Origin of the sequence: Sphingomonas radicis, assembly GCF_051400635.1 — a bacterium.
Lineage (GTDB): Bacteria > Pseudomonadota > Alphaproteobacteria > Sphingomonadales > Sphingomonadaceae > Sphingomonas.
Genome location: NZ_JBLFFG010000004.1, coordinates 227,330 through 253,597, shown reverse-complemented (window position 1 = coordinate 253,597; position 26,268 = coordinate 227,330). Strand labels below are relative to the sequence as shown.

Annotated in this window: 20 protein-coding genes; 1 reads left to right on the top strand and 19 read right to left on the bottom strand. The window is 67.1% G+C overall.

The features are described from left to right. Positions 1-110: 110 nt before the first annotated feature. The 3 genes from ACMGDH_RS15415 to ACMGDH_RS15405 all read right to left on the bottom strand — a co-directional run bounded on the left by ACMGDH_RS15415 (position 111) and on the right by ACMGDH_RS15405 (position 3,014). Positions 111-410, bottom strand: a complete 300-nt coding sequence (locus tag ACMGDH_RS15415; RefSeq protein WP_436828856.1) for a hypothetical protein — start codon at positions 408-410, stop codon at positions 111-113. 115 nt (positions 411-525) lie between these two features. Further along, on the bottom strand, positions 526-1,491 hold the full coding sequence (locus tag ACMGDH_RS15410; protein ID WP_436828855.1) for a glycoside hydrolase family protein: 966 nt from the start codon (positions 1,489-1,491) through the stop codon (positions 526-528). Then, complete coding sequence (locus ACMGDH_RS15405; RefSeq protein WP_436828854.1) at positions 1,491-3,014, bottom strand: MFS transporter; 1,524 nt, start codon at positions 3,012-3,014, stop codon at positions 1,491-1,493. Before ACMGDH_RS15405 ends, ACMGDH_RS15410 begins: the two co-directional genes overlap by 1 nt. 100 nt (positions 3,015-3,114) lie before the next feature. Between ACMGDH_RS15405 and ACMGDH_RS15400 the strand changes: the two genes are divergently transcribed. Further along, entirely contained in the window at positions 3,115-4,422 is a 1,308-nt protein-coding gene (locus ACMGDH_RS15400; RefSeq protein WP_436828853.1) for an oligogalacturonate lyase family protein, read from the top strand. Between the two features lie 168 nt (positions 4,423-4,590). Here ACMGDH_RS15400 and bglB read toward each other — a convergent pair whose 3' ends face one another. From bglB to ACMGDH_RS15320, 16 genes are all read right to left on the bottom strand, one after another. Next, a complete protein-coding gene (gene bglB, locus ACMGDH_RS15395; protein WP_436828852.1) occupies positions 4,591-5,703 on the bottom strand; it encodes a beta-galactosidase BglB in 1,113 nt (370 codons plus the stop codon). A gap of 35 nt (positions 5,704-5,738) precedes the next feature. Beyond that, entirely contained in the window at positions 5,739-6,941 is a 1,203-nt protein-coding gene (locus ACMGDH_RS15390) for a glycosyl hydrolase 53 family protein (protein WP_436828851.1), read from the bottom strand. Next, a complete protein-coding gene (locus ACMGDH_RS15385; RefSeq protein ID WP_436828850.1) occupies positions 6,941-7,888 on the bottom strand; it encodes an alpha/beta hydrolase in 948 nt (315 codons plus the stop codon). Before ACMGDH_RS15385 ends, ACMGDH_RS15390 begins: the two co-directional genes overlap by 1 nt. Beyond that, positions 7,885-10,929: a beta-galactosidase gene (locus tag ACMGDH_RS15380; protein WP_436828849.1), complete on the bottom strand. Its 3,045-nt coding sequence runs from the start codon at positions 10,927-10,929 to the stop codon at positions 7,885-7,887. Before ACMGDH_RS15380 ends, ACMGDH_RS15385 begins: the two co-directional genes overlap by 4 nt. Positions 10,930-10,985: 56 nt before the next feature. Then, on the bottom strand, positions 10,986-11,303 hold the full coding sequence (locus tag ACMGDH_RS15375; RefSeq protein ID WP_436828848.1) for an L-rhamnose mutarotase: 318 nt from the start codon (positions 11,301-11,303) through the stop codon (positions 10,986-10,988). Positions 11,304-11,370: 67 nt separating this feature from the next. Then, positions 11,371-12,831 (bottom strand): rhamnogalacturonidase, encoded by a 1,461-nt coding sequence (locus tag ACMGDH_RS15370; RefSeq protein ID WP_436828847.1) that lies wholly within the window; start codon positions 12,829-12,831, stop codon positions 11,371-11,373. Beyond that, positions 12,831-14,015 carry a rhamnogalacturonan acetylesterase gene (locus ACMGDH_RS15365; RefSeq protein ID WP_436828846.1) on the bottom strand — a complete coding sequence of 395 codons (1,185 nt, stop codon included), beginning with the start codon at positions 14,013-14,015 and terminating at the stop codon, positions 12,831-12,833. The genes ACMGDH_RS15370 and ACMGDH_RS15365 overlap by 1 nt, the downstream gene beginning before the upstream one ends. Positions 14,016-14,226: 211 nt before the next feature. After that, positions 14,227-16,107: a rhamnogalacturonan lyase gene (locus tag ACMGDH_RS15360; protein ID WP_436828845.1), complete on the bottom strand. Its 1,881-nt coding sequence runs from the start codon at positions 16,105-16,107 to the stop codon at positions 14,227-14,229. Positions 16,108-16,375: 268 nt separating this feature from the next. Next, entirely contained in the window at positions 16,376-17,911 is a 1,536-nt protein-coding gene (locus ACMGDH_RS15355; protein ID WP_436828844.1) for an alpha-N-arabinofuranosidase, read from the bottom strand. 63 nt (positions 17,912-17,974) lie between these two features. Continuing rightward, complete coding sequence (locus ACMGDH_RS15350) at positions 17,975-20,980, bottom strand: TonB-dependent receptor (protein ID WP_436828843.1); 3,006 nt, start codon at positions 20,978-20,980, stop codon at positions 17,975-17,977. Between the two features lie 145 nt (positions 20,981-21,125). Further along, on the bottom strand, positions 21,126-21,737 hold the full coding sequence (locus tag ACMGDH_RS15345) for a LutC/YkgG family protein (RefSeq protein WP_436828842.1): 612 nt from the start codon (positions 21,735-21,737) through the stop codon (positions 21,126-21,128). Continuing rightward, positions 21,734-23,125, bottom strand: coding sequence for a LutB/LldF family L-lactate oxidation iron-sulfur protein (locus tag ACMGDH_RS15340; protein ID WP_436828841.1), 1,392 nt, complete (start codon positions 23,123-23,125; stop codon positions 21,734-21,736). Before ACMGDH_RS15340 ends, ACMGDH_RS15345 begins: the two co-directional genes overlap by 4 nt. Further along, on the bottom strand, positions 23,122-23,883 hold the full coding sequence (locus tag ACMGDH_RS15335; RefSeq protein ID WP_436828840.1) for a (Fe-S)-binding protein: 762 nt from the start codon (positions 23,881-23,883) through the stop codon (positions 23,122-23,124). The genes ACMGDH_RS15340 and ACMGDH_RS15335 overlap by 4 nt, the downstream gene beginning before the upstream one ends. Continuing rightward, a complete protein-coding gene (locus ACMGDH_RS15330) occupies positions 23,880-24,662 on the bottom strand; it encodes a rhamnogalacturonan acetylesterase (protein WP_436828839.1) in 783 nt (260 codons plus the stop codon). Before ACMGDH_RS15330 ends, ACMGDH_RS15335 begins: the two co-directional genes overlap by 4 nt. Further along, entirely contained in the window at positions 24,659-25,423 is a 765-nt protein-coding gene (lra1, locus tag ACMGDH_RS15325) for an L-rhamnose 1-dehydrogenase Lra1 (RefSeq protein ID WP_436828838.1), read from the bottom strand. Before lra1 ends, ACMGDH_RS15330 begins: the two co-directional genes overlap by 4 nt. A gap of 13 nt (positions 25,424-25,436) precedes the next feature. Next, the gene (locus tag ACMGDH_RS15320; RefSeq protein ID WP_436828837.1) at positions 25,437-26,267 is read right to left on the bottom strand and encodes an IclR family transcriptional regulator; all 831 of its coding nucleotides are present in this window, start codon (positions 26,265-26,267) and stop codon (positions 25,437-25,439) included. Position 26,268 lies beyond the last annotated feature (1 nt).

Here is a 26,268-nt window from a genome sequence, read left to right as displayed (position 1 = left end):
GGCGCATGTGGGGCTGGAGGTCGGTTGCAGCAATTGCAATCATCTCACGCCCGATTGCAGAAACCGGCGATGGGTCGAGAGCGGCGGGAACACCGCTCTCGATCCGGTACTTATCGGCGGCAGACCCGAACCGGGCCGCCCCAGCGATACTCGGTCCAGCAGCGCTGATTGCGCCATCCGTGGTGCCCGCGGTTCCATCCGTAGCGGCGCCGGTCGTAGTGCCGGCGATCCCAGTGGCGCCGGTCGCGATAATCGCGGTGTCGATAGTCTCTCCGGTCATAGTCACGGTAGCCGCGGTAATCGCGGTCATAGCCACGATAATCGCGATAGTGCTGGGCTTCGGCCGGGGCGGCCGCAACGGCGCTGGCCATGAAAATGCCGGCGGCCGTCAGAAGGTGGATGATCTTCATGGCAGATCCTCTCCTCAGTCTGTCTTCCCCTGAATGCCGGAAAGATAACTGCTGTATCGAGGCTCCCGCCTGAACGCGCTTGTAGGCTGAGGTACAGGTTTTGCGGGCCGCTGCTCTAGTCGCCGAGATCCATCTTCACCTGCGCTTCGCGATCGACCGAAATCACGCCGTCCTTCTCGCCAAGCTCGGCGATCTGGAGCACGCTGCGGCGGCCCCAGCTCGGGTTGCGGGCGGCTTCGGGTTCGCCCGACTGGTGGACGAAATAGATGAGGTACGCGCGTTCGCCCGTAACGATCACATCGGGGTGCTGCGCCTTGGCGCGATCGGTGGGGCGGGTGCCCGGCTCGCCGAGCAAATGTCCGGGCTGCGCGGTCCAATGCTCGCCGTCGTCCGAGCGGTTGACCAGCAGCCCCTTCCACGCGTCGCTGATCAGCCACCAGCGCCCGCGCCAGCGAAACGCCTTGGGGCCTTCGCCCGGCGTTGAGACCACGGTACCGCGGACGGTCCAGTGGGTCAGATCGGCGCTGTCGGCATATTTGATTGCCTTGCCCGAGCGCTCGTCGTTGAACCACAGCCGATACCCGCCGCCGGGGAGCGCGAGCACGCTGGCGTCGATGATCCGGTCCGATCCGAGCTCAACGCGCTCGCCGCATTCCCAGCGCGTCAGGTCCTTGCTGGTCAGATGGACCAGGAAGCGCGGCGCGTTCCAGTCGCGGAACACGCCCGGTACCACGGTGATCCACATGTGCCATGTGTCGCCGAAGCGCTGGACCTCGGGCGCCCAGAGCGTTGCGCCGGTGCAGCGCTCGGGGATCGCGGCTGTGCCGGCGTAGCGCCAGGCCGCACCATCCTTCGATCGCGCGACGCCGATTGCAGTGCCGTGCACCCAGCTGACGTCCTTGGGGTCGGCCAGCTTCAGGTCGGCGCGGCGATTGGTGTAGAACATCACCCATTCGCCGCTTGCGGTATCGTGCACGACCGACGGATCGGCGGCGCCGTCGTGCACCGGGTCGCGGAACAGCGGGACGGGTGCGACCGGGTCTGCCGCCTGGACGAGCAGCGCCAGCGCGGCGGGCAGCATTAGCGGCGGATTCCCGCGACCGGGTTGTTCCCCCAGAGCTGCTCGTACTTCCAGCCCGAAAGATCCTCTACGATCGCCTTGGCCTCCGGCGTGGGCGGCGCGGGATCGCCGCTCTTGAGCCGGTCGATCTCGGCCATCAGCACGTCATGTGTTGCCGAATTGAGCTTGAAGCGGAGCGAAACCATAATTCCGCACGCGAGCACCGCGATCGTGCCGATGCCGAGCACCATAGCCAGCGTGAGGATCGCTTCGTCGCTCTGGACCTTTGCGCCCGATACGAAGCCGCCCCAGCTCATGATCGTGGTGACGCCAAACACCGCGGCCGACTGAGTCATTTTCCGCACGAAGGTCATCACGCCCGCAAAGGCACCCTCGCGGCGCCGGCCGGTGACGATCTCGTCGACGTCGGCCATGTAATTATAGGTCGCCCACGGGATGTAGTTGAGCGCGCCGCGGCCGAGCCCGGCGAGGACGATCGGCACCCAGATCAGCGCGTCGGTCGAGCGGACGCCGGCGTTCCACAGCACCAGCAGCGCGACCACGCCGATCGCGAAGCTGATCGCCGCGAGCTGATAGGCCCGCGACGGCGATTTGCGCAGCGCCACATAGCTGGCGAGCGCCACCGCGACGAACTGGACGATGTACATCGTGCCGAGCAGCGACGAGGCGACGGTGATCGATCCGGCCAGCGCGAACACCACGAAGAAGGTGAAGGCTGCGTTGAACACGTCCTGGCTGATATAGCCCCCCAGGTACATGCCGAGGTGGAGGCGGAAGGCGCGGATGCGGAAGGTGGAGAAGAGATTGCGGTAGAGCGCCTTGATCGCCGATCCGACGCTCGGTCGCTGGTCGCCCGCGGGGCGCAGCGCCGCGACCTCGGAGGGCGCCCGCTCCCAGCTGAAGAGGTAGAGCAGGCCGGCTGCGAGCATGAACAGCGCGGTGAACAGCAGCCCCATGTAGAGGAAGGTGTCCGCACTGTCCTTGCCCAGCGCCTCGATCAGCCAGCCGGGGAGGAAGCCCGCCAGGATCGCGCTCGCCTGCGCGAAGAGGATGCGCGTGGTGGCGAACTTGGCCTTGGTCTTGAAGTCCTTGCCCATCTCCGCGGCGAGCGTCTCGTACGGGATGATCTCCATCGCGTAGACCAGCTCGAACAGCACGTAGGTGACGAGATAATACCAAAAGCCCATCCCCGAGACCCACATGATCGCGAAGCTGGGGAGCAGCGGAATGGCGGCGAGGATGAAGAAGCGCCGGCGACCGAAGCGGCGGCCGAGCGGAGTCTCGCCCATGTTGTCCGAGATGTGCCCGATGATCGGCGAGGCGATCGCGTCGAGCACGCGCGCGACGAGGAAGATCAGCCCCGCCTGCCACGCGTCGAGCCCGCAGAAGGTGGTGTAGAAGAACAGCACCCAGCCCGAGATCACCGCCATCGAGCCCGCGCCGAGCACGTCGTTCGAGCCGTAAGCGAGATAGTTGATCAGGCGGACGGGGCGGGGGGCAGAAGCGGCGGCGCTGGTGGCCATCAAGGTTCCTCTCGGCGACAGGCCAGGCCTGTTCTTTACTCCATATTTTGAACCGCTATCATGATATGTGGAACGACATCAAGTCGGCGGGAGAGAGAGGATGCGGCGCGGATGGGCGATTGGCCAGGGAATTGCGGCGGTGGCGCTGCTGCTAGCCGCCAGCGGCGCGGCGGCCGATCCGGCGGCGGAGTGGATCGACCCGCTGACAGGACACAAGGTGGTGCGGATCAGCCGCGAGGCGGGGAGCGCGAGCCTCTATTTCCACCAGAACAGCTACACGCCGCAGGGCGACAAGATGGTGATTTCGGTCCCCGGCGGGATCTCGGTGGTCGATCTCAAGAGCTGGGAAGTGACGCCGCTGGTCAGGGGCAAGGGGCTGGTTCTGCTCTTCACCGGGCGCAAGACGCGCACCGCCTATTATCAGACGCGCGAGCGCGAAGGCGCGCCCTGGACGATCTTCGCCGCCGATATCGACAGCGGCAAGACGCGCAAGATCGCCGAGATCAAGGAAGGCTTCATCGGCTCGATCAACGCCGACGAGACGCTGCTGCTCGGCCAATGGGCCGAGACCGCCCGCCCGCTCCAGCCCGGCGCCAAGCCGGGGGACAACAAGCGCTTCGACCAGGCGCAATATGCCGCCAACTGGCCGGACGGTCGCCCGATGACCTATGCCGAGGCCAAGGAAGTGCGCCTCAACGAGCGGCTAGAAGCGAAAATTCCGATGGAGATCTTCACGATCGACGTGAAGACCGGGGCGCGCAAGGTGGTCACGGCCTCGACCGATTGGCTCAACCACATCCAGTTCTCGCCCACCGACCCGCAGCAGATCATGTATTGCCATGAGGGACCGTGGCACAAGGTCGACCGGATCTGGACGATCCGCGCCGACGGCACGGGCAAGAAGCTCGTCCATCAGCGCACGATGAACATGGAGATCGCGGGGCACGAGTTCTTCTCCCCCGACGGCAAGACGATCTGGTACGACCTCCAGACCCCGCGCGGCGAAGTCTTCTGGCTCGCCGGCTACGACCTCGCGAGCGGCAAGCGGCGCTGGTACAATGTCGAGCGCAACGAATGGTCGGTGCACTATTACCAGTCGCCCGACGGCAAGCTTTTCTCGGGCGACGGTGGCGACAGCGAGATGGTCGCGCACGCGCCCGACGGGAAATATCTCTACCTGTTCACGCCCAGGGACATCCCGGACGTAGCGGGCATCCACGCCCCGGACGCCGAGAACCTGATCGCCCCCGGCACGCTCGACTCCGAGAAGCTGGTCGACATGCGCAAGCAGGATTACCGGCTCGAGCCCAACATGACCTTCACGCCCGACGGCAAATGGATCGTGTTCCGCGCCAATTTCGAGGGCGCCAACCATGTCTATGCCGTGGAGCTGGCGAAGGCGAAGTAGCCGCGGGGCGTGCATCCTCTATCCTCCCCCGCCAGGGGGAGGTGGGAGGGGAGGAATCACCGATGCAGCGGTGTGCTTCCTCCCCCTCGTCATGCTTCGCATGCCACCTCCCCCTGGCGGGGGAGGATTTAGGGGCGGCGCGTCCGAGGAAACACGCCGCCCGCAGCATCAGATATACGTCCGCAGGAACTCGCCGAGCGCGCAGATCGCGAGGCTCTGGCCATAGGGCATCGAGGTCAGGCGGATGTCCTTGTAGAATTGCAGCGTGTCGCCCATCGCAGTGCCGAAGCTCACCTGCTGGAGCTCGCCGCTCGCGTCGATGTTCGCCAGCACGCCGCGCACGGCCTTAATGCCGACGGCCTCGTAATGGCGCGGCAGATAGCCCTTCCGCACTGCCTTGAGGATGCCATAGGCGAAGCCCGCGGTTGCCGAAGCCTCGAGATACGAGGTCGGGTCCATCACCAGCGTGTGCCACAGCCCGCTCTCGTCCTGCGTCGCGGCGAGCGTCTTCACTTGCACGGCGAGCGTGTCGATCAGGAAGGTACGGAAGGCGTCGCCCTCGGGCAGATCCAGGATCTCGATGATCTCGGGGATCGCGATCGTCACCCAGCAATTGCCGCGCGCCCACAGCGCCTCGGCGAAATTGTGCCGGCCGTTGAAGTCCCAGCCGTGGAACCAGAGCCCGGTCTTCTTGTCGAAGAGATATTTGATGTGGACGAGGAACTGGCGCTTGGCCTCCTCGACATAATGCGGCCGACCCAGCAGCAGGCCGATCTTGGCGAGCGGCAGCACCGACATCATCAGCGTGTCGTCCCACATCTCGCCGGGATTCTCGTCGTTGTAGACGATGTGCTGGAAGCCGCCTTCCTCGGTCTTGGGAAGGCCGTCATCGGCCATCAGCCATTCGGCCCAGGTATCGAGATAGGGGATGTAGCGCGGATCGGGCTCCTGCTCGTACAGGTACGCCAGCGTGATGAACGGTGCGACGGTGTTGATGTTCTTGGTCGGCGTGCCTTCGGCGAAGCGGTCCTCGAACCACTGTTTGATGATGTGCAGCGCCTTGTCGTCGCCGGTCTGCTCATAATAGCGCCACATGCCGAACAGGCCCACGCCGTGCGTCCATTCCCAGCCGGCCCAACCCTTGGTGTCGATGATGCGGCCGTCCTCGAGATGGAGCAGGAACTCGCCGGTCTCGTCCTTGATGTTGACGAGATTGTCCATGAGCAGATCGATCTTCGACGTGATCTCGCTGCGCGGAACGTCGTGCGTGAGGGCGGCCACTTAATATCTCCTGGTGTCGGTGGGGTAGGGGCGAGTCACTGGGTGACTCCATAATCCTTCGCCATCTGTTGGTAGAGGCGAATGAAATTCGGATCGGCGTCGTAGCGGCCGCCGTGGTTGCGGGGCTTGCGCGGGCCCGGCGGTGTGGGCGCGGCGCCCGGCGCTTCGGCGCTGTTGATGCCCTGCGAGAGCAGGTTCGGCCGGGGGCCTTCGCCGGCGCTGACGCCGTCCTTCAGGAAGATCGCTTCCTGGTGCCGGGTCGGCTCCCAGATATAGCTGCCCCAGCCATTGGCGTGCGCGTGGACGAGGTCGTTCACATAGCGTTTGCGCGAGGAGTATTCGATCGCGAAGAAACCCTTGTCGGGATAGCGCCTGACGAACTCGGCGAAGCTGCGCTCCCAATCGCCCTCGGCCGCCTGCTGATAGCAGGAGAAACCGAGCGCATCGAAATCGACGCCGCGCTCGATCAGGCTGTCGGTCCAGTGGCGAACGATGGGCCAGTGCCGGCCGAGATGGTTGTGCAGCGCCAGCGGAACGCCGGGCAGCGTCTCGCGCGTCGCCGAGACGGCCGCCTTGAGCAGCGCAGCAAACCGGTCGTAACCGCCCACTCCGGTAGCGTTCATATGGACCTTGTCGGTCTGCGGATTTCCGGTGGGGATCGTCAGCGGAACGCGGCCTTCGGGCCAGAGCATGCCGAACGTCGTCTCGTTGCCCAGGATCGCGAGATCGGGCGCAGCGCCGGCAGCCTTGAGTGCGGCGAAGGTGTCGGCAGTGTAGCGGTGCACGGCCTCGACCAGCTTCGCGAAAGGCAGCTCGGCCCAGGCGGCCGGCTTCTCCTGATGCTGCGGATCGGCCCAGGTGTCCGAATAATGGAGCGTGGTCGAAAGGTGGAAGCCCGCCGCCTTGATCCGTCGGGAAAAGTCGATGGTCTGTTCGAGCCCGCACCACGGGCCGCCGGGCTTGCCCTTCGAATAGCCATTCTCGGGATTCACGAAGAGCCGGAGCTTGAGCGCGTTGAACCCGGCTTCGCGGAAGATCGCGAGCGGGTCCTTCTGCACCCCGTCCAGATAATAGGTCGCGCCTGCGGCCTCGTCCTCGGGCACCCATGAGATGTCGGCGCCGATCAGATAGGGCCAGGGCCGCGCGCTCTTCGCCGCATGCGCCGGGCCCACGAGCGCGGCAGCGCACAGGCCGCCCATGCCCAGGCCGAGCTCCCGGCGGGAAATGCCTCTATGCATCACAGCCCGTGGCGGCGCGCGAAGCGCTCGAATAGGCCGGGCCAGGGATGCTCGTTTCCGCCTTCGGCCAGCGGCAGGCCGTGCCCACCCTTTTCGAAGATGTGCAGCTCGGACGGGATCTTGGCGGCCTGGAGCGCGTCGAACATCAACAGGCTGTTGGCCCGCTTCACCACCGGATCGTCGGCGGCGTGCGCGACGAAGGTCGGCGGCATGTCGGCAGGCAGGTCGCTTTCGGCAGAGAAACGCGTGATCCGCTCGGGGCTCGCATCCTTGCCCAGTAGCTCGCGGCGGGACTGGCCGTGGGCGTTGGGATCGCTCAGCGTGATCACCGGGAAGAACAGCCCGGCGACGGCGGGGCGTGCGGCGCCGGTGTCGATAGCATCGACGGGCTTGTAGGTCTCCAGCGCGAAACGGCTTGCCAGTCGCGCCGCCAGGTGCCCGCCGGCGGAAAAGCCGATCGCGGCGACCCGCGCGGGATCGATGCCCCGGCGTGCCGCCTGCGCGCGGATCAGCCGCATCGCGCGCTGGGCATCCTGCAGCGGAGCGTCAGGGCCCGCGGCCCAGCCGTCGTGCGGCAGCCGGTAGAGCAGCTCGAACACTGTGTACCCACGCGCGGCGAAGACACGCGAAATCGACGATCCCTCACAGCCGAGCGCGACCCGTGCATAGCCGCCGCCGGGGATCATCAGGATCGCGGCGCCGTTGGGTTTCACCGCGGGAACGACGTTCAGCATCGGCGTCGCGACATGCGGCCAGGCGATGTCGTCCGCAGGTCCATTCGGCGAACGCTTCACCACTTCGTCGCGCACGCTTAGCCCCCCGCCACCGGGAGGCGAGCCCGGCCAGATCGGGAAACGCTCGATCGGCGCCGCGGCGGCAGGCCGCGCGATCACAGCCGCCGCGGTCGCGGCAGCAGCCCCGGCGAGCAGCGCGCGGCGAGCGATCACTTGAGGTCCTCAGGCTTGGCTGGCGCTTCCACCATGCGCACGGGCAGCCCGCCTTTGACGTTGCGCAGCGTGACGAGCTTCACATCCTCGATCGCGTTGCCCGGCGCGCCGTCCGAAGTGACGGCCAATGCGATGCTGTTGTGGCCGCGGTGGTTTAGGATGCCTTCCGGCACCGGGAAGATGCGCTGCGGGCCGACATGCGCGATGAACTGGCCCATGTTCCAGCCGTTGACGAAGATCAGCACGCGATAGGCATTGGGCGAGCGCGGCTTGCTCGTGTCGCCGAAGGCGATGCCGATCGTCGCATCCTGCTCCTTGGGCACGGCCAGGTCGAAGCTGGTGCGATACCAGCTGGTGCCGGGTGCTGCCTGCGTGGCGGGAATGCTCGCAGGCTTCCAGCCGCTGTCGTCGAAGCCCGGCAGGTGCCAGCCCGTGCGCTCTCCGAACAGCCCGCCGTTGTTGGACACGCCGCGCACCGGGTCGGCAAGGTCCTCGCCGCCTTTGCGGCCCTGGATCTTCCACGTCACCGGCACCGAGAAGCTGGGCCCCGCAACGGGCTCGACCGAAGCCGAAACCAGCCCGCGCGCCTCCTTGTGGAAGTCGTCGGCGTCGAGGTCCCAATTGTGCCCGTTGTTGCGGACCATCACCGACAGGACATGCTCGCCCGGTGTGCGCGCGGCGTCGGGCAGCGCGAAGCTCGGGGCGCCGGTGGTGATCGGGCGCGGGAGGCCGGCAGGAATCTCGTCCTGGCCCACCAGCTTTCCGTCGAGGAACACCTGCACCAGCCCCGATCCGCCCGCGCCGTAATGGAGCTTGAGCCGCTGCGCATCCGGCGTGCCCGCGAAGCGCCCGCGATACCACACATCGCCTTCGTGGAAGCCATAGGCATCCATCAGCATGTTGGGCTGGCCGTCGGGCCGCGCGGTGATGCTGGCATAGGCGCGGTTGTCGATCGTCTGCCAGCCGCTGTCGTCGAAGCCGGGTTGGGTTTCGGGCGAGCCCTTGGCCATCCGCCAGCTGGTGAGCGCGGGAAGCGTCACTTCGGCGGGGCCGGGCAGGGGCTTTGCCGCCACCAGGCTGCCGCTCGGCGAGCGCGATGCCGCCACCCTGGCGCCGTTCCAGCTCACCGTGCGCGCCGTGGTCCACACCTCGAGCGGCGTCGCTTCGCGCGTGTCGCCGGTGAGCGCGAACGTGCCGCCCTTGGCATCGGCGGTGCGCACCAGTGCCGGGCCGCGCACCAGCGTGTCGCCCATGTGCCAGAACTTCGCGCCCTCGGCTTCGTCGCCGATCAGCAGCAGCAGGTCCGGCCGCCCGCCGCCGCTGATGCGAACGCGGGTCAGGCCTTGGTGCGAGTAGCTGAGCTTGAGGTCGCCCTTCGCATCGAAAGTCGAGGTCGCACTGCCTTCGAGCACGGTCACCTTGGGTTCGCTGGCATAGCGCAGCACCGTCTCGCCTGCCTCGCCGGCGCGGCCGTAGACCAGCATCAGATCCCGCTCGTCCTGCTTCAGTGCCGTCTGCACCTCCGAGGTCGAATAGACCAGCCGCTGCCCGCCGAGGTTGACCCCCGCGACCAGCCACTTGGCGTCGAAGCCGTTGAGCTCCAGCGGCAGCGTGTAGCGCCCGTCGGGCAGGTTGGCGGTCACGGTGAAGCGGTCGTTGGTCTGGCCGTTGGAGGGCTTGTGCGTGACGAGCAGGAAGCGCGCGTCCGTTTCCGGGCTCTTGTTGTGGTAGACCTGAATATTCTCGGAGGAGATCTCCACCGGCCCCGCGGGGATCATCCCGGCCAGATCGGGCACTGCGGCGATCAGCCCACCGAGCTGCTTGAGCTCCTCGGCCTTGGGCCGTACCTCGCGCGTCTCGGAAAAGGCGGCGCCATAGTCGTAGCTGGTGAACACCACCGGCGCCGGCAGCCACCCCCAGCTCGTCCCGCCGAAGCCCATGTAGAAGCTCTGGATGCTGATGCCGTTGGCCAGGTTGGTGCCGTAGAACACGCGCTGGAAGCGCTTGCCGCGCTGCACCGCGTTGCACTCGTAGCCGCCGTTCGAGCCCCAATAATCGAACCAGCCGCCGCCGAACTCCGCCGCGAAGCCGGGCGTGTTGGGCGAGGCGGAGGCCCCGCCCTTGGCGCCGCCTGGGCCGTAATAGCCCCAGTCGGGTGCCGCCGAGCCGCGCGTCGGCTTGCCGGTGACGGTGCAGGTGCCGCCCGGATAGCCGTCGAACGCATACAGGTCGTTCGGGCCTTCGACGGTCTTCTCCACGCCCGAGCCTTCGGGCACCCAATAGCCGTTGCGGCCCTGGTCGTTGTGGAAGATCGGTACGTTGATGCCGTCGGCGCGCGCTTTCTTGTAGAGGTGGTCCATGTAGCGGCGCTGCGACGGGGTGGTCAGCGCCAGCTCGTTCTCGATCTGGTGGAGGATGACGTTGCCGCGGTTGCCCCTGCCGTCGCCGTTGATCTGGTGGCGCGCGATGATCGCGTTGACCTGGGTCAGCCACTCATCGGCCGCCGCCAGATACTCGGGATCGTCGGTGCGTGCCCGCGCGCGCTGGTTGACCAGCCAGCCGGGGAAGCCGCCGCGGGTGAGCTCGGCGTTCACATAGGGGCCCGCCCGCGTCATGACGTAGAGCCCTTCCTCCTCCGCCATCGTCAGCAGCCGGTCGATGTCGCGGATGCCGCTGAAGTCGTACACGCCCTTCTTAGGGCTGTGGAAGCCCCAGTCGAAATAGAAGGCCACGGTGTTGAACCCGCTCGCCTTCATCTTCTGCAGCACGTCGCGCCACAGGTCGGGCGAGGGCAGGCGGAACGCGTGCATCTCGCTCGACCAGATGATCGTGCGCTTGCCGTCGATCATCAGCGAGCGCGCGTCATACGAGACGCGGCCGAAGCTCTTCACCGGTGCGTTGGAGTTGGCGGTCGGCCTGGCTTCCTGCGCGGCAGCGGGAAGCGCTACCAGCGCAGTCGCGGCAAGCAGCGCAGCACGGATCACATCCCATCCGTTCGCCCTGAGCATGTCGAAGGGCGCCATGCCGCGGGCGGCCGGCATTGAGCGTGCTTCGACAAGCTCAGCACGAACGGGTTTGGGGGAGGGGATGGCGCGCATCACGGCAGGTAGAACAAGGGCTTGAGCGGCCATTCGCGCGGCTTGTTGCCCGGCTCGACCTCCATTAGCGGCGCCATATAGTCCCACCATTTCTGCATGACCGGGTGACCGGGAAGCGCATCGCGCCGGTTGTCGTCGGTGAGCTTGAGCACCGCGAACAGCGACAGCGTCTCCTCGTCGAGGAAGATCGAATAGTCGCGGATGCCGTGATCGTGGAGCAGCTCGGCCAGCTCGGGCCAGATCGCATCGTGCCGCGCCTTGTACTCGTCGACGACGCCAGCCTTGAGCTGCATCCTGAATGCGTGGGTAGTCGTCATGCCCCTCTCCAAATCCCAATTTATGGGATGACCATGCATTATCTGGTAGTATAATGCGGGCTTCGCGTCAAACCTCGCGTGGCCAATAATCCGCGTCTTCCACCCGCGCCACCTGCGCGTCGTCGAGCAGCACCGGCGGGCGCGGATCGGCGCCGGGGCGTGACAGCCGCAGCCGCTTGACCTCCAGCCCGGTGACGTGCCGCGCCCACAGGCCCCAGGCCGGCGTGGAGCCGAACATGCTCGGCTCGGGATAGGCGTCGGCAAGCTCGGCCGGGCTCGCGGGCACCGGTTCGGCGAACCCGCCCTCGAACGCCAGCGCGATGTCGCGAAGCTGGACGCATTCGATCCGATGCCCCGGCAGCCCCGCCAGGATCGCGGCGAAGCGCGGATCGATCCCCCGCGCGCTGAGCCCGCGCACCTCGACGCCCTGCATCGCGCCCACGCTGGTCCCCTCGGGCCCCCGCAGCCGCGCGCCCAGCCGCAGGAACAGCGGCGCAGTGGTCACTTCCTCCATCGCGATATTCTCGGCGAGAACGTCCTCGATCGTCCCGCCGTCGACGGTCTCGATCGCCAGCCCGCGGCTGCGCTCGAAGCGGCAGTCCTGGATGCGGATGCGGCGGAAGTCGCCGTTGCTCTCGGTGCCGAGCTTGATCCGTCCGGTCACGCGGTCGCGGTCCGGCGCGAGCTGCTGGCTGCGCTGGAGAGTCCCGTCGAGCATCGTGCCGAGATCATAGCCGGTGACGGTGCAGCCGCGGATCGTGATGTCCTCGCACGACGCGCGCCGCCCGAGCCCAAGGCTGGTCTTGAACACGATCGCATCGTCGTTGGGCGAATTGACCCGGCAGCGCTCGACCCGCGCCCGCCGCACGCAATCGAGATCGAGCCCGTCGCGATTGGTGTCGATCGTCAGATCGATCACGTCGAGATCGTCGACTTCGCTTGCGAGCAGCGCGAAATGGCCGCCCTTGAACAGAGTGAAGCCTTCCAGCCGGACGCGCCGGCAATGCGCGAGCGCGATCGCCTTGTTGCCCATGCCCAGCATCGCCTTGCGGCTCTGCTCCAGCTTCGCCACGTCCTGCACCGGCATCGCCGCCATCGACAGCGGCCGCTCGCCCGCCTGTTTGCTCCACGGCGTGCCGGGGCCGTTGCGGGTGAGGCCCAGCCCGTCGATCCGCCCCTTGCCGATGATCGCGATGTCCTCGGCACCCTCGGCCCAGATCAGGCTGTTGTGCCAATGGCTATGGCCGAAATCCTGATAGAGCTGGGGGCCGCGCTCCTCGGGCAGGTCATAGGCACCGAGCGGTCCCTTCTCGGCGGCGACCAGCACCGCGCCTTGCTCGATCGCCAGCGTGACGCGGCTTTTCAGCCGCAGCGAGAAGCTCAGGTAGCGGCCCGGCGGCAATACCACCACGCCGCCGCCCGCCTTCTCCGCGGCCAGGATTGCCGCGTTGATTGCAGGGCTGTCGAGCGCAACGCCGTCGCCCTTCGCGCCGTGATCGCGAACGTCGAAGACTTCGCCGGTGCGCATCAACTCCCCGCCGGCCGCACGTCACTCTCCGCGAGGCTCGGCGCGATCGCGCCCTCTTCCAGCTTCGGATGCGCCGGATCGAACGAACGCGCCTCCGGCTTCAGATGCGCCGCCAGCCCGGGCACCTGCGCCGCGATCTCCGCCGCCACTGCGCGGGCCAGGAACCATGCCCCGGCATTGTTGTGGTGCGTGCGATCGGCGCCGCCTTCATTGAACAGCCTGGCCGCCTCGGTTTCGCCCAGTGCCTCGTACAGCGTCACGGTCCGCTCCTGCAGATCGAGTAGCGGGAGCTTCTCCTCGCGTGCGACTTTCCGCACCGCTTCGCCATATTCCGCGAGCGTGCGGCGCACCTTCCCGTGGGGCTCGTAGTTGCGCCGTTCGGGCGAAGTGACCAGCACCGGATGGGCCCCGCGGCGCCGCGCCTCGGCGATATAGGTGCGCAGCCACGCGGGATAGGTGATCTGCGGATCGGCATAGGTCTGCGGCCAGTTGGCCTTCTGGTCGTTGTGGCCGAACTGGATCAGCAGCCAGTCGCCCGGCTTGATCTGTGACAGCAGCTTGTCGAATCGCAGCTCGGTGACGAACGACTTGAGCGTCTCGCCCGATTCCGCATGATTGGCGATGGCGACGCTGGGCTCGAACAGCGCCGTCAGCATCTGTCCCCAGCTCGCCGCAGGCTCCGATCGCTGGTCGGTCACCGTCGAATCGCCCGCCAGGAACACCGTCGGCACCGCCACGGGCTCGATGTCGATCGAGGCGACGCGCGGATCGCCCAGGAATTCCAGCGTCAGCTTGTCGTCCCAAGTGTAGCTGCCCATTTCGCGGCTCTTGAGCTTCACCTGGCTTCCCCCCGGCGCGTTGGCGGGCGGCGGGGTTAGCTGCGCATTGCGGACGTTCACGATGAAGCTGGCAGTGACGTACTGGCCGGGCCTGGTGGCGATGTCGCGCAGCATCAGCCGCCGCGATTCAGCCTTCAGCGTCGCCCGCCCGCTCAGCCGCACGGTCACCCGGTAATTCCCCTCGGGCACCGCGGCGGAGAAGAGGAACTCGTCACCTCGCCGTTCCGGCTCATAGCCATAGCCGCCGGGCTCGTAGCGCTTTCCGGGCGCCACGATGATCCTGCCGGTGGCCGTGGCGGGCTCCAGACTGAACCGACATTCGAACCCGGGGCTGCGTTCACCCACTTCCGTCACCCCGGCCTTGTGCCGGGGTCCACCAGGCCCCACCGGCTGACTGTTGTTCTCGATCCCGTGGCTCGCCTCCCGGTGGACCCCGGCACAAGGCCGGGGTGACGGTGATGGAGATCCACTGTCCATCGATCTCTCCTGGGATTCCGGGTCGAACCGCAGCTCCGGCGCGGCCATTGACGTCAACAGCACCGCCGCCAACAGCATCTCACCTCGTCCCCGGCGAATAGGAGAGGTGCGGGGGCTGGTTGTACGCCGTGTTCTGCCACGCCACGCCCAGCCGATAGACCGGATCGTGCATCAGGGTGACGATCCGCTCCTGCGTCGGGATCGGAGTGGCGTAGATGCGCAGCTCGCGGCTGTCGCTGGTCGGCACCACCAGCTCCTCGCGCCAATCGCCCAGCAAGTCGGCCGAAAGCGCCGGGTTCTGCTTGGTGCCATTGTTCGAGACCGTGCCCTCTGGATCGAGCAGCAGGTCCTCGCGCGCCGCTTCCCAATTCCATTTGGTGATGCGCTTGCCGTCGAGCAGCTCGCGCAACCGGTCGCCGTCCCACCAGATCGCGAAATTCGCCGCGCGCGGATGCCCGCCCGGAATGACATTGCCCTTCACGTCGTAGAGCTCGCGCGAGTTGGACGCCCAGGCTTCGGCGCCGGGATGGCGCGGATCGATGTCGATCGCGAGCCCGCGACCGGTGTCCTCGTCCGCAGGCGTCGACCAGAGGATTTCGCCGGTCTTCGCGTCGAGCATCGCCGCGCCGCGGTTGCCGCTCATCCGCATATTCTCGTGGATGCCGAACTTCTCGAGGCCCGGCCGGCCGGGATCGAGGTCGGAGACATGCATCGCATCGCCATGGCCCAGGCCCGCGGACCAGAGCCCCTTGCCGTCGTCGTCGACCACCATCGATCCGTAGAAAACTTCGTCGCGGCCGTCGCCGTCGACATCGGCAGTCGAGAGCTGGTGGTTGCCCTGGCCGCCGAACTTCTCGTTGCCGGGCACGGCGCTATCGAACAGCCAGCGCTGCGTCAGCTTGCCGCCGCGATAGTCCCATGCCGCGATCGTCGATCGGGCGTAATAGCCGCGGCCGAAGACCAGGCTCGGCCGCTTGCCGTCGAGATAGGCGACGCCCGCGAGATAGCGTTCGGATCGGTTGCCGTATCCGTCGCCCCAGCTCGCGGTCATCTGCTCGGGTGTCGGCCGCTGGGTGGTGGGATCGAGCGGCGGGGCATAGGGCGCGGTCGCCAGCGCCTTGCCGGTGCGGCCGTCGAATACGGTCAGGAATTCGGGGCCGGCGAGGATCCGGCCCTTGGTCTGCGCGACGCGCCGGCCGTCGGCAGTGGTGGTGGAGCCGGTGCGGTCCTGCGACGCGATCTCGCCGCCGCTGCTGCGCCAGTCGGCCTGCGCGTCGCCGATCGCCTTGCCGGTGCCGTCGATCGTTCCATCGGCGGTCTTCATCGCGATCTCGGCGCGGCCGTCGCCGTCCAGGTCATAGACCATGAACTGGGTATAGTGTGCGCCCGATCGGATGTTGCGGCCCAGGTCTATCCGCCACAGCCTTTTGCCGTCCAGCGTATAGGCGTCGATCAGCGTCTCGCCCGAATAGCCCGCGAAGGCATTGTCCTTGGCGATGCTGGGATACCATTTGACGATCAGCTCATAGCGGCCGTCGCCGTCGAGGTCGCCCGCCGAAGCGTCATTGGCGGTGTAGCTATAGGTCTCGCCGTCGGGCGTGGTGCGGTCGGCGGGTCTGTCGAGCGGGATCGAGAGGTAGCCGCCCGCCCAGACGGTAGCCGCCGCGCCCGGCCGCCCCTTACCCACGGCGAGGGTATAGCGCGAAGCCGCGGTGCCGGCCTCGTCGAGAAAGCTCGCCGCGCCGCTGCCGTTCACGCGCGCGATGGCCTTGCCGTCGCGGTAGAGAGTGAAGCTCGTGCTCTTGGGATCAGTGGCGAGCAGCCGCCATGAGACATGGTTGCCGCCGCCCGCCGCTGGCACCGCCACCAGGGCGCGATCGAGCCGCTCGACTTGCCTGCCGGCGACGACGGGAGCCGCCTGCGCCGCCACAGCCGCGGTGATGATGAATGCCCCGAGCATATGCCTCTCCCCTGTATCGTTTCGCGCAATGCTGCTCCCGCAGCCCGCGCGAGTCAATCGTATCCCAATTAATGATACGTCGAGTTACATTTCGGGAATATGTCGCGCGTGCTCTGGAGTCCTCTGGAGTCTGCCTCGTCAAGTCGAAGCACCCCCGTTCGCCCTGAGCTTGTCGAAGGGCGAACGGGGGCTTCCCCAAGGTCCAAAAAGAACGCGGGCCGCAATCTCGCGATCGCGGCCCGCACCCTTTGTCCCTTGCGGGATCAGGTCACTTGAGCGTCAGCACCACCACCGATGCTGCGGGCAGCGTCGCGGTCAGGTTCCCGCCGGAGACGCTCGCTGCGCTGAACGGTGCCGGCTTCACTGCCTCGGGCGCGTCGAAGCTGTTGTGCGCCTGGACCGTGCCGGTGAGCACCTGGCCTGCGACCGTGCTCGCGGTAACGCCCTGGAGCGCCGCAGTGACGGTGGCCGGCCGGTTCGGATCGGCGTTGACCAGCGCGACGTGCACCAGCCCGTCGGTGCCGCGCGCCGCGGTGGCGCTCACCGCAGGCACCACCCACTGATCCTTGTTGTACCACGGCGACTTGACCTCGACGGGCAGCAGAGTCGCGTCCTGGAACGGCAGGTACATGTGGAAGACGTGGTAGGTGGGCGTCAGCACCATCTTCGACCCGTCGGTCAGGATCATCGCCTGGAGGACGTTCACCATCTGCGCGATGTTGGTCATCCGCACGCGATCGGCGTGGCGGGTGAAGATGTTGATGTTGAGCGCGGCGACGATCGCGTCGCGCATCGTGTTCTGCTGATAGAGGAAGCCCGGGTTGGTGCCCGGCTCGACATCGTACCAGGTGCCCCATTCGTCCACGGCCAGGTTCACGCGCTTGTCGGGATCATATTTGTCCATGATCGCCGAATGCTTGGTGACCAGCTCTTCCATCTTGAGCGTCTTGGAGATGGTGCGGGCGTACTCCTCCTCGTCGAACTGAGTCGCCGATCCCTTCTTCTGCCAGCTGCCGGGGACGGTGTAGTAGTGGACACCGACGCCGTCGACGTGGCGGCCGGCCTCGCGCATCATCACTTCGGTCCAGTTATAGTCGTCGCTGTTGGCGCCGCTGGCGATCTTGGCGGGGCGGTTGTCCTGCGGCGCCTTGATGAACGTGCCGTAGCGGCGCGTCAGGTCCGCGGCATATTCGGGGCGCATGCTGCCGCCGCAGCCCCACAGCTCGTTGCCGATCCCGAAGAAGGGGAGCTTCCACGGCTGCTTGCGGCCGTTCTTGGCGCGCAGGTCGGCGAGCGCGCCCGCGGGTGCGGTCATATATTCCACCCACTCGGCCATTTCCTGCGGGGTGCCGTTGCCGACATTGCCCGAGACATAGGCCTCGGCGCCGATCAGTTCGGCGAAGTCCATGAACTCGTGGGTGCCGAACGCATTGTCCTCGGTCACGCCGCCCCAATGGGTGTTGACCTTCACCGGGCGCTGCTTGCGCGGGCCGATGCCTTCACGCCAGTGATATTCGTCGGCGAAGCAGCCGCCGGGCCAGCGCACCACCGGCACCTTGAGCGCCTTCAATGCCGCGACCACGTCGTTGCGATAGCCGCGGGTGTTGGGGATCTTGGAATCGGTGCCCACCCAGATGCCGCCGTAGATGCCGGTGCCCAGATGCTCGGCGAACTGGCTGAAGATGCGCCGGTCGATCTTGGGGCCGGGCGCATCGGCCCGGATCGTCGCGGTCGCGGTCTGCTGGGCCTGCGCGGGCAGGATCGCAGATGTGGCCAGTGCAGCGGCGAGGAAAAGGGTGCGCATGGTGCTCCTTGTGCAAAAAGAACGGGCCGCCGGGATGGAAAGCGGCCCGCGTAGGAAGGCGGATCAGAACTGGAAGTTGACCCCGAAATTAAACGTCCGCCCAATCCGCGTCTGAAACAACGTGTCCTTGCGCTCGCTGTCAATGTATAGATTGTTGCGCTCGTCGGTGAGATTCTGCGCTTCCAGGATCACCTTGATGTTGTCGGTCACCGCATAGGAGGCGGAGGCATCGACGAACATGTTCGGCGAATTGCCCTGCAGGTCGCTGCCCGGCGAGGCCGGGATGCCGCGGATGTAGCGGTCGCGGTAGCTCGCAGTGCCGCGGATGCTGAACTTGCTGTCCTCGTAGAAGAGCGTGCCGCTCGCGGTGTTCTTGGACAGGCCGATCAGGTCCGCGGTGGTGGTCACCGTCGGCACGCCGTTCACGCTTGCCAGGACATATTCGATGGTCGAGGTGACGTGGGTGTAGTTCGCCAGCACGCCGAAATTGCCGAGGAAGCTCGGCAGGAAGTCGAGCTGGATCTGGGCATTGACCTCGATGCCCTCGAGCGGGCCGCCTGGGGTGTTCACCGGCTGGCCGATCGTGAAAATCTCGGTCGGCGCGGTATTGGTGCCGGTGAGCAGTTCCACCGGAAGCCCGAGCTGGTTGAACGGTACCTGGCTGGTGACGCGCTGGACGAAGCTCTTGATGTCCTTCTTGAAGTAGGCGACCGACAGCAGCGATCCCGGCTTGAAGTACCATTCGATCGCGGCGTCGAAGGTGTCGGCGCGGATCGGGTCGAGATAGGGGTTGTTGATGTTGCCGGTGCGCGTGGTCGCGGTGATGCCGCTGGTTGGCGCGAGCTGGCCGAGCTCGGGCCGCGCCATGACCTTGGCGGCGGACAGGCGGATGATGAGGTCGTCCATCGGCTCGATCGCCACGTTGCCCGAAGGCAGCCAGTCGTCATAGCCGCGGAGCACCTGGGCATATTGCCCGCGCAGGTTGGTCGGTGTCGAGCCGGCCGGCGCCGAGACCGAGATATAGCCCGCCGCCAGCATGTCGGTACGCACGTACCGCACGCCGATGTCGCCACGCAGCCGCACCGGGAGCGCATCCTCGGTGTTGAAGGTGGTCATCACATAGGCGCTCTTGATCTCCTCGCGAATCCGCGAGGCCCCGGCGCCGCATTCGGTGCGGCAGAAGCGCACCGAATCATAGTCGTACACTTCGTCCCATTTGTCCGGATCGATCGCCGCCCAGCTCGCAGGCGCGCCGCTGCCGAACAGCTCGTCGAGCCCGCTGATCTGGCGCGTGATGCTGGCCAGGCTGGTGCCCGCCGGCAGCGGCCGCACGATCGTGTCGGCTGTGTAGGGGTTGGAGTTGTACGCGTTATAGTCGCTGCGGCGGAACTGGCCGCCGATCTTGAGCTTGAGGCCCTGATCGATGTCCCAGTCGGTGTTGATCTCCGCGGTGAGATTGTCGGTCTGGTTCTTGGACGGCTTGCCCTGGAAGCTGAACCCGCCGAGCACGGTGCCGTCGGCAAGGGCAGGGGCATAGCTGAAGTTGGCCGGATCGGAGACATCGAAGCCGAATCCGATGATCGGCGTCGCCTCGCCATCGCGGAAATCGACCGAGAAATTGTCGGTGTCGATCGCATCCATGAAGGTCTGGAAGCGCTTCGGGCCCCACCAGACCGACTGGTTGATGCCGAAGAACATGCTCAACTCGAAGCTGTCGGTGAAGCGGTGGCGGAAGTTGACGTTGCCCTGCTTGAAGTCCGAGATCCAGTGATCGACCAGCCCTTCGGAGCGCACGTCGACGCCGTCGAACAGGCCGTAGACCAGCGAGCCGTTCTCGTCGAACTCGATGTCGCGCACCGAGGTCATCGGCTGGCCATTGTTGGTCACGCTGCGGCCGAACGAGAGCCCCAGGATATAGTTGTCGCGGCGCTCGACCTCGTAGCGCGAATAAAGTGCATCGATGCTGATGTCGGTGTCTTCGTCGGGCGAGAACTGCAGCGTCAGTGTGCCGCCGACGCGCTCGGTGTCCTGCTCCGAGTTCACGTAGCGCGGCAGGCGCGGCAGGAAGGCGCCGCTGCCCGGCGTGTTCGGCAGGTCCGCTCGACGCAGACCCGCGACGGTATTATAGGCGTCGAGCGTGCTCGTCCGCGGATTGTTGGTGCTGCACATCGTCGCCGTGGCGCCCTTGGTGCCGACTGCGGGGCTCAACGGCGTATAGCCGATCGGGGTGCAGAAGGGCTGGATGGCCGCAGGCCCGTTGCCGTCGGGGTCGAGCCCGTTGGTATTGGCCGACAGGATGTCTACCGCCGAATAGCCGACTTCGCGGATGTTGCGCTTCTGGTACGCGACCGAGGCGAGCACGCCGAAGGTGCCGTCGGCGAACTGCTTGGAGACGAGCAGCGAGGCGCGCGGATCGATCTTCTTGCTGATCGTATTGTAGACGCCGCGCGCAGTCGCCGAGAGGACGAAGTCCTTGTCGTAATCGAGCGGCTTGGGCGCCTTGAGGTCCACCGTCGCACCGAGCGAGCCTTCCTCGACGTCCGCGGACGTGGTCTTGCGCACCTGGAGCTCGGAGAAGATCTCGGTCGGGAAGACGTTGAAGTCGAAGCTGCGGCCCGAGTTGCCGGCGCCGTAGATGTCGGACGAGCCCGTCTGCGACGTGCCCTCCATCCCGTTGATGCGAACGCGCGTGAAGCCGGCGCCCAGGCCGCGGACCGAGATGTTGCGGCCCTCGCCGCCGTCGCCGCGCGAGAGTGCCACGCCGGGCACCCGCTGCATCGATTCGGCCAGGTTACTGTCCGGGAACTTGCCGATGTCCTCGGCGACGATGCTGTCGATCGCCGCGGTCTCGTTGCGCTTCTGGTTGAGCGCGCTGTTGAGCGAGGCGCGGAATCCCTGGACGAGGATTTCCTCCTCCGGTTCCTGCGGGTTGGCGGTGGTGGCCGGATCGGGCGCGGACGCATCCTGCGCTAGCGCCGGGGCGCTCCATGCGAGCGCGACGGCGAGCGCCGTCCCCGAGATCCCGATCTGCTGCGAAAAGCCGATACGCGAATAGCTACGACGCTTCATCGTTTCCCCTCCACTGATTTGCCCGAGCCACGCTCGAACGTGGTTCTCATTTTTTGTTATCTTATCCCAACATGTATGACTCAAACACGCGCCAGCAACAATGGGCTTTTTAGAATTAGTACGACTAATCGAAAGCGGCTGGCGGTCAGCCGATCAGCAAGACGTGGAGGAAGCGGGGGCCGTGCGCGCCGCGGACATATTGGCCCTCGATGTCGGTCGTGCCGGAAACACCGGTGATCCAGTATCGCGCGCGTGGCCAGGCAGCGGGACCGAGGATGTCCTCGAGGTAAGCGACGATCGTTTCGCGCCGAACCAGCACGATGTGGTGAAGCGCGAGGAAGTTCGGGAGCATCGGTGCCGCGGGCGCCGTGTCGAGGACGAGCGTGCCCGTTTCGGCCACCGCGGCAGTCGCGACTGCCAGCGCCGCGCCGCCGTCGATCGGGCAGTCCGTGGCGATTGCCGTGCCGCCCCAGTCGAGGCCGGCGAGCAGTGGATCGGGCGGCAGGTACAGCCCGGCGGACCCCGTTCCGGCCTCCAGATACCTGCGCACTGCGTCGGGCACTGCGTCGATCCGGTCGATCCGGTCGAGCGTGGCCGCGACGCTGGGCCCGGCGAGCGCGGCCGCGAAGGTCTCGATCAGGGCGTCGGGATCGACTTGCGGCCGCTCGGGCGCGCGGAGCAGCGCCTGCGCTTCGGCGCCGATGCCGGCGCTCGGCGTACCCGCAAGCCGCGCCAATATCCGGTCGCGCGCGCTCATGCCCGCTTGCCCTTGCGGTGAAGCTCCATGAAGGTCTTGCCCTGCGGGGCGGGAAGATCGCGGTGGCGCGTCCAGCCGCCGGCGAGCGGCAGCGAGGCGATCCAGCCGCGGCCGAACAGCCGCATCGCACGCACGGCGACCGCGCTTCCCAGTCGATAGAGCCGCGGATGCTGCGCGCCCCATGCCCATAGCCGCACCGCGCTGCGTGTGCCCGCGGGCTCCAGTCCCTCGCGCCAGCTCCGGTCGCGCCAGCCGCGCAGCAGCGTGGGGAGCGGGATCTTGACCGGGCAGACTTCCTGGCACTTGCCGTTCATCGTGCAGGCGTTGGGCAGGTCGCGGTTTGCGGCGAGCCCGTCGAGCGCTGGCGTGAGCACGGCCCCCATCGGTCCCGGATAGGTGCTGCCATAGGCGTGCCCGCCGATCTGGCGGAACACGACGCAATGGTTCATGCACGCGCCACAGCGGATGCAGCGCAGCATTTCGGCCAGTCCGTCGGCGCGCATCTTGGTGCGGCCGTTGTCGACCAGCACGATGTGCATCTCCTCCGGCCCGTCGAGATCGCCCGCGCGCTTGGGGCCGGTGTAGAAGCTGGTATATTGGGTGAGCGTCGCGCCGGTCGCCGAGCGGGCGAGCATCCGCAGCATGTGGACCGCGTGGTCCATCGTGGGGACCAGCTTCTCGATCCCCGCGGTGACAATATGCAGGCGCGGCGGCACGACCGAAAGCTCGGCATTGCCTTCGTTGGTGACGGTGCAGACAGCGCCGCTGTCGGCGATCAGGAAATTGGCGCCCGAGATGCCGACATCGGCGCTCAGCATTCCCGCGCGCAGGTGGCGCCGCGCGCTCTCCGCCATCGCAGCGATCGTCTCTTCGACGTGCGGCTCGGCGTGGCGCGCGCGGAACAGCGCGGAGACCTGCTCGCGCGTCTTGTGCATCGCGGGCCAGACGATGTGCGAGGGGCGCTCGTCGGCGAGCTGGATGATGTGCTCGGCAAGGTCGGTCTCGACCCGCTCGATCCCGGCCTCGGCGAGCGCATGCGGAAGCCCGACCTCCTCGCCGAGCATCGACTTGGAGCGCGCGACCGACTTCGCACCCGCGCGGCGGCAAATGTCGACGACGATGCGGCACGCCTCGTCGGCGGTCTCGGCCCAATGGACCTGCGCGCCCGCGGCGATCGCATTCGCTTCGAATTGCTCGAGATAATGGCCGAGGTTGGCGATCACATGGTCCTTGATCGCCGCTGCACGCGTCCGCGCCGCCTCGAAATCGGGGAAGGCGGCGACCGCCACCGCGCGTTTTGCCTCGGCGGTCCCTGCGGTGCGCTCGACTGCGATCTTGAGCACCGGATCGGCGAGCGCCGCCGCCGCGCGGTCCTTAAACCCGCTCATCCTTCCTCGCCGATCGCCGGACCCGCGCCCATCCCGGCGAGCACTTCCACCGTGTGCATCGCGCGCACCGCCGAACCGCGGCGGTGGAGCTTGCCGGCCATGTTCATCAGGCAGCCGAGATCGCCCGCGAGCAGCAGCCCGGCGCCGCTCGCTTCGATCGCGGCGGCCTTCTCGTCGGCGATTGCGTTCGAGATCGCGGGGTATTTGACGCAGAAGGTGCCGCCGAAGCCGCAGCAGGTCTCCTCGCCCACCAGCGGGGCAAGCGTGAGGCCATCGACGCCGCGCAGCAGCCGGCGCGGCTGGGCCTTGATGCCCAGCTCGCGCAGCCCCGAGCAGCTGTCGTGATAGGTCGCCGTGACGGGGAGGGTGACGCCTTCGGGCCGCCAGCCGCATACCTCGTCGAGGAAAGCGAGGATTTCCCAGGTGCGTGCCGAGAGCGCTTCGGCGCGCGCGAGCCACTCGGGATCATCCACGAACAGCTCGGGATAATGGACGCGGATCGTCCCTGCGCACGACCCGCTGGGGACCACGACATGGGGATAGCCCTCCAGCGCCTCGATCGTCCGACGCGCGATTGCCGCGGCGTCACGCCGGTCGCCTGAATTGAGCGCGGGCTGGCCGCAGCAGGTCTGCGCCTGCGGGACATGAACGTCGCACCCCGCGGCTTCGAGCACGTCGATCGCGGCGAAGCCGATCCGGGGGCGCATCGCGTCCACCAGGCAGGTCACGAACAGCGCGACCTGGCGGCGCTCGCTCATCGGCAGGCCGCACTGCCCAGCGGCGTCGTCCGCGTCAGGTCGGGACGCTCGGCGAGCACCTTCTCGGCCACAGGAACCTTCAGACCTTTCAGCTCCTGCGCGACGAGATCGGCCATCGCCCGGCCGCCCAGTTCGCTGAAGTGCGTGTCGTCGTCGATCCCCTTGGGATAGGCAGCGACGCGATCCTCGGGCTTGTAGTGAAGATAAAGCGCCTTGGCCTTCTCTGGCCCGAGCCGGTCGAGCAGTGTGCGCGAGCGCGCTTCCAGATCGATCAGCGGCGTGCCGGTGGTCACCACCAGCTCGCGCATCACCTGGCTGTATTCGGCGAAGTCGGCCTTGGCCTTGCCGTCCTCGAACGAGCGGCGGGCAGGGGGCGTCACCAGCACCGGGACCAGCCCCTTGCCGCGCGCTTCCCAGATCATCCGCAGCAGATTGTCGCGATAGAGTCCCGCCGCCGGGGCATAGCGTTCGGGGCGGTTGCTGCTCGCGTCGTTATGGCCGAACTGGATCAGCACCAGATCGCCCGGCCGCGCATCGGCGACGAGCTTGGACCAGCGCTCCTCGGAGATGAAGGTGCGCGTGCTGCGCCCGCCCATCGCGCGGTTGACCACCTCGACGCCGGGCGCCAGGCCGCAACCGAGCATCTGCCCCCAGCCGGTCTGCGGATAGCGATCTGCGCCATAGCCCTGCGCGGTGGAGTCGCTCGCGATGAAGATCCGCTCATGCGCCGCCGCGGGCAGCGCCAGCAGCATCGCCGCGGCGGCCGCGAGCAGCCTCATTGCAGGTTCACGAACGCGCCGCCATCGACCAGCAGCGCTGCGCCGGTGACATAGGCCGCCATATCGGACGCAAGGAACACGATCGGCCCGGCAAGGTCCTCGGCCTGGCCCAGGCGGCCGAGCGGCACGCGGGATTCCATGTATTTGCGCTTCTCGGCGTCAGCGAGATCGTCCTTGTTGATCTCGGTCAGGATCGTGCCCGGGAGCACCGAATTGCAGCGGATCCCGTATTTGCCCAGCGCGATCGCCGTCGACTGCATCAGCGAATGGAGCCCCGCCTTGGTAGGGGTGTAGTGCGTCTGATACTCGCCGCCGACCAGCGCCGAGATCGACGACACCGCAATGATCGCGCCGCCATGGCCCTGCTTGACCATCTGGTTCGCCGCCGCCTGGCACATGAAATAGCCGCCGAGCAGGTTGACCTGCACGGTGCGCTGGACGGTCTCGACCGGCATGTCGAGGAAGCTGTGGAAGGGGCAGATGCCGGCGTTGGAAACCATCACGTCGACCTTGCCGAACGCCTCGACCGCCTTGGCCACGAACTCGGCGGCGGTTTCCGGCCGAGCCACGTCGCCCTTCACCGCAAGCCCGCGGCGCCCCGCCGCCTCGATCTCGGCGACGCAGGTCGCGGCGTCGTCGTCGCGGCTGTGATAGTTGATCACCACGTCCGCACCCGCCTTGGCGGCGCCGACCGCGGCCGCGCGGCCGATACCGGTCGAGGCGCCCGTGACGAGCACGGTCTTGCCTTCCAGAAGCTTCACTATGCTCTCCTAACTACCGTCGAACCCTTCGGGGCGCGCGCACGTCCGGGCTCCAGCCCAGGTCGCCGCTGATGCGCTGCGCCGTCTCGCGCACGTCGGCGCTGAGCTCCGCCATGCGATTGTCGTCCATATACTGCGCCGCGCTCGACACGCTGATCGCGGCGACGATCTTGCCCGAAACGTCGCGGATCGGTGCGGCGACGCAGCGGATCAGATCCTCATTCTCCTCGAGGTCGAAGGCGTGCCCCGCCTCGGCATAGCCGCGCATCCGCTCGAACCACTGCTCGCGGTCCGCCCTGGGAGCGCCGTGCGACTGGTCGGCGCGGAACAGACGATCCCATTCGGTCTCGGTCTCGTCGATCAGCAGCGCCTTGCCGAGCCCGGTCGAGGTGAGCGGCTGGCGATCACCGATGCGGCTCGAGATCTCGACGCGGCGGCGACCGGGAATCTTGTCGAGGTAGAGCGCCAGGTCGCCGTCCATCCGCCCCAGGTGCACCGTGTCTTCGGTGGTGGCGGCAAGGTCCTCCATGCGCGGGCGCGCGATCTGGACGATGTCCGCCTGGCTCTGCGCGAGGAAGCCGAGCTGGATCAGCTTGGGCCCGAGCTGATAGCCGTCGCGCGGCAGATAAGTGAGGAACCCGCGATCGATCAGCGCATTGGCGAGCCGGTGCGTGGTCGAGCGCGTCAGCCCCATCCGCTGCGAGAGTTCGGCCAGCTTGACGGGGCCGTCGACCGCCTTGTCGAGCATGTCGAGCCCGCGGACGAGCGTCTGGCTTCCCTGCACCTTGGGCGCGGTTTTTGCCTCGGTTGCGTCCGATTCAGCGTTTGACGTGTCTCGTCTCATC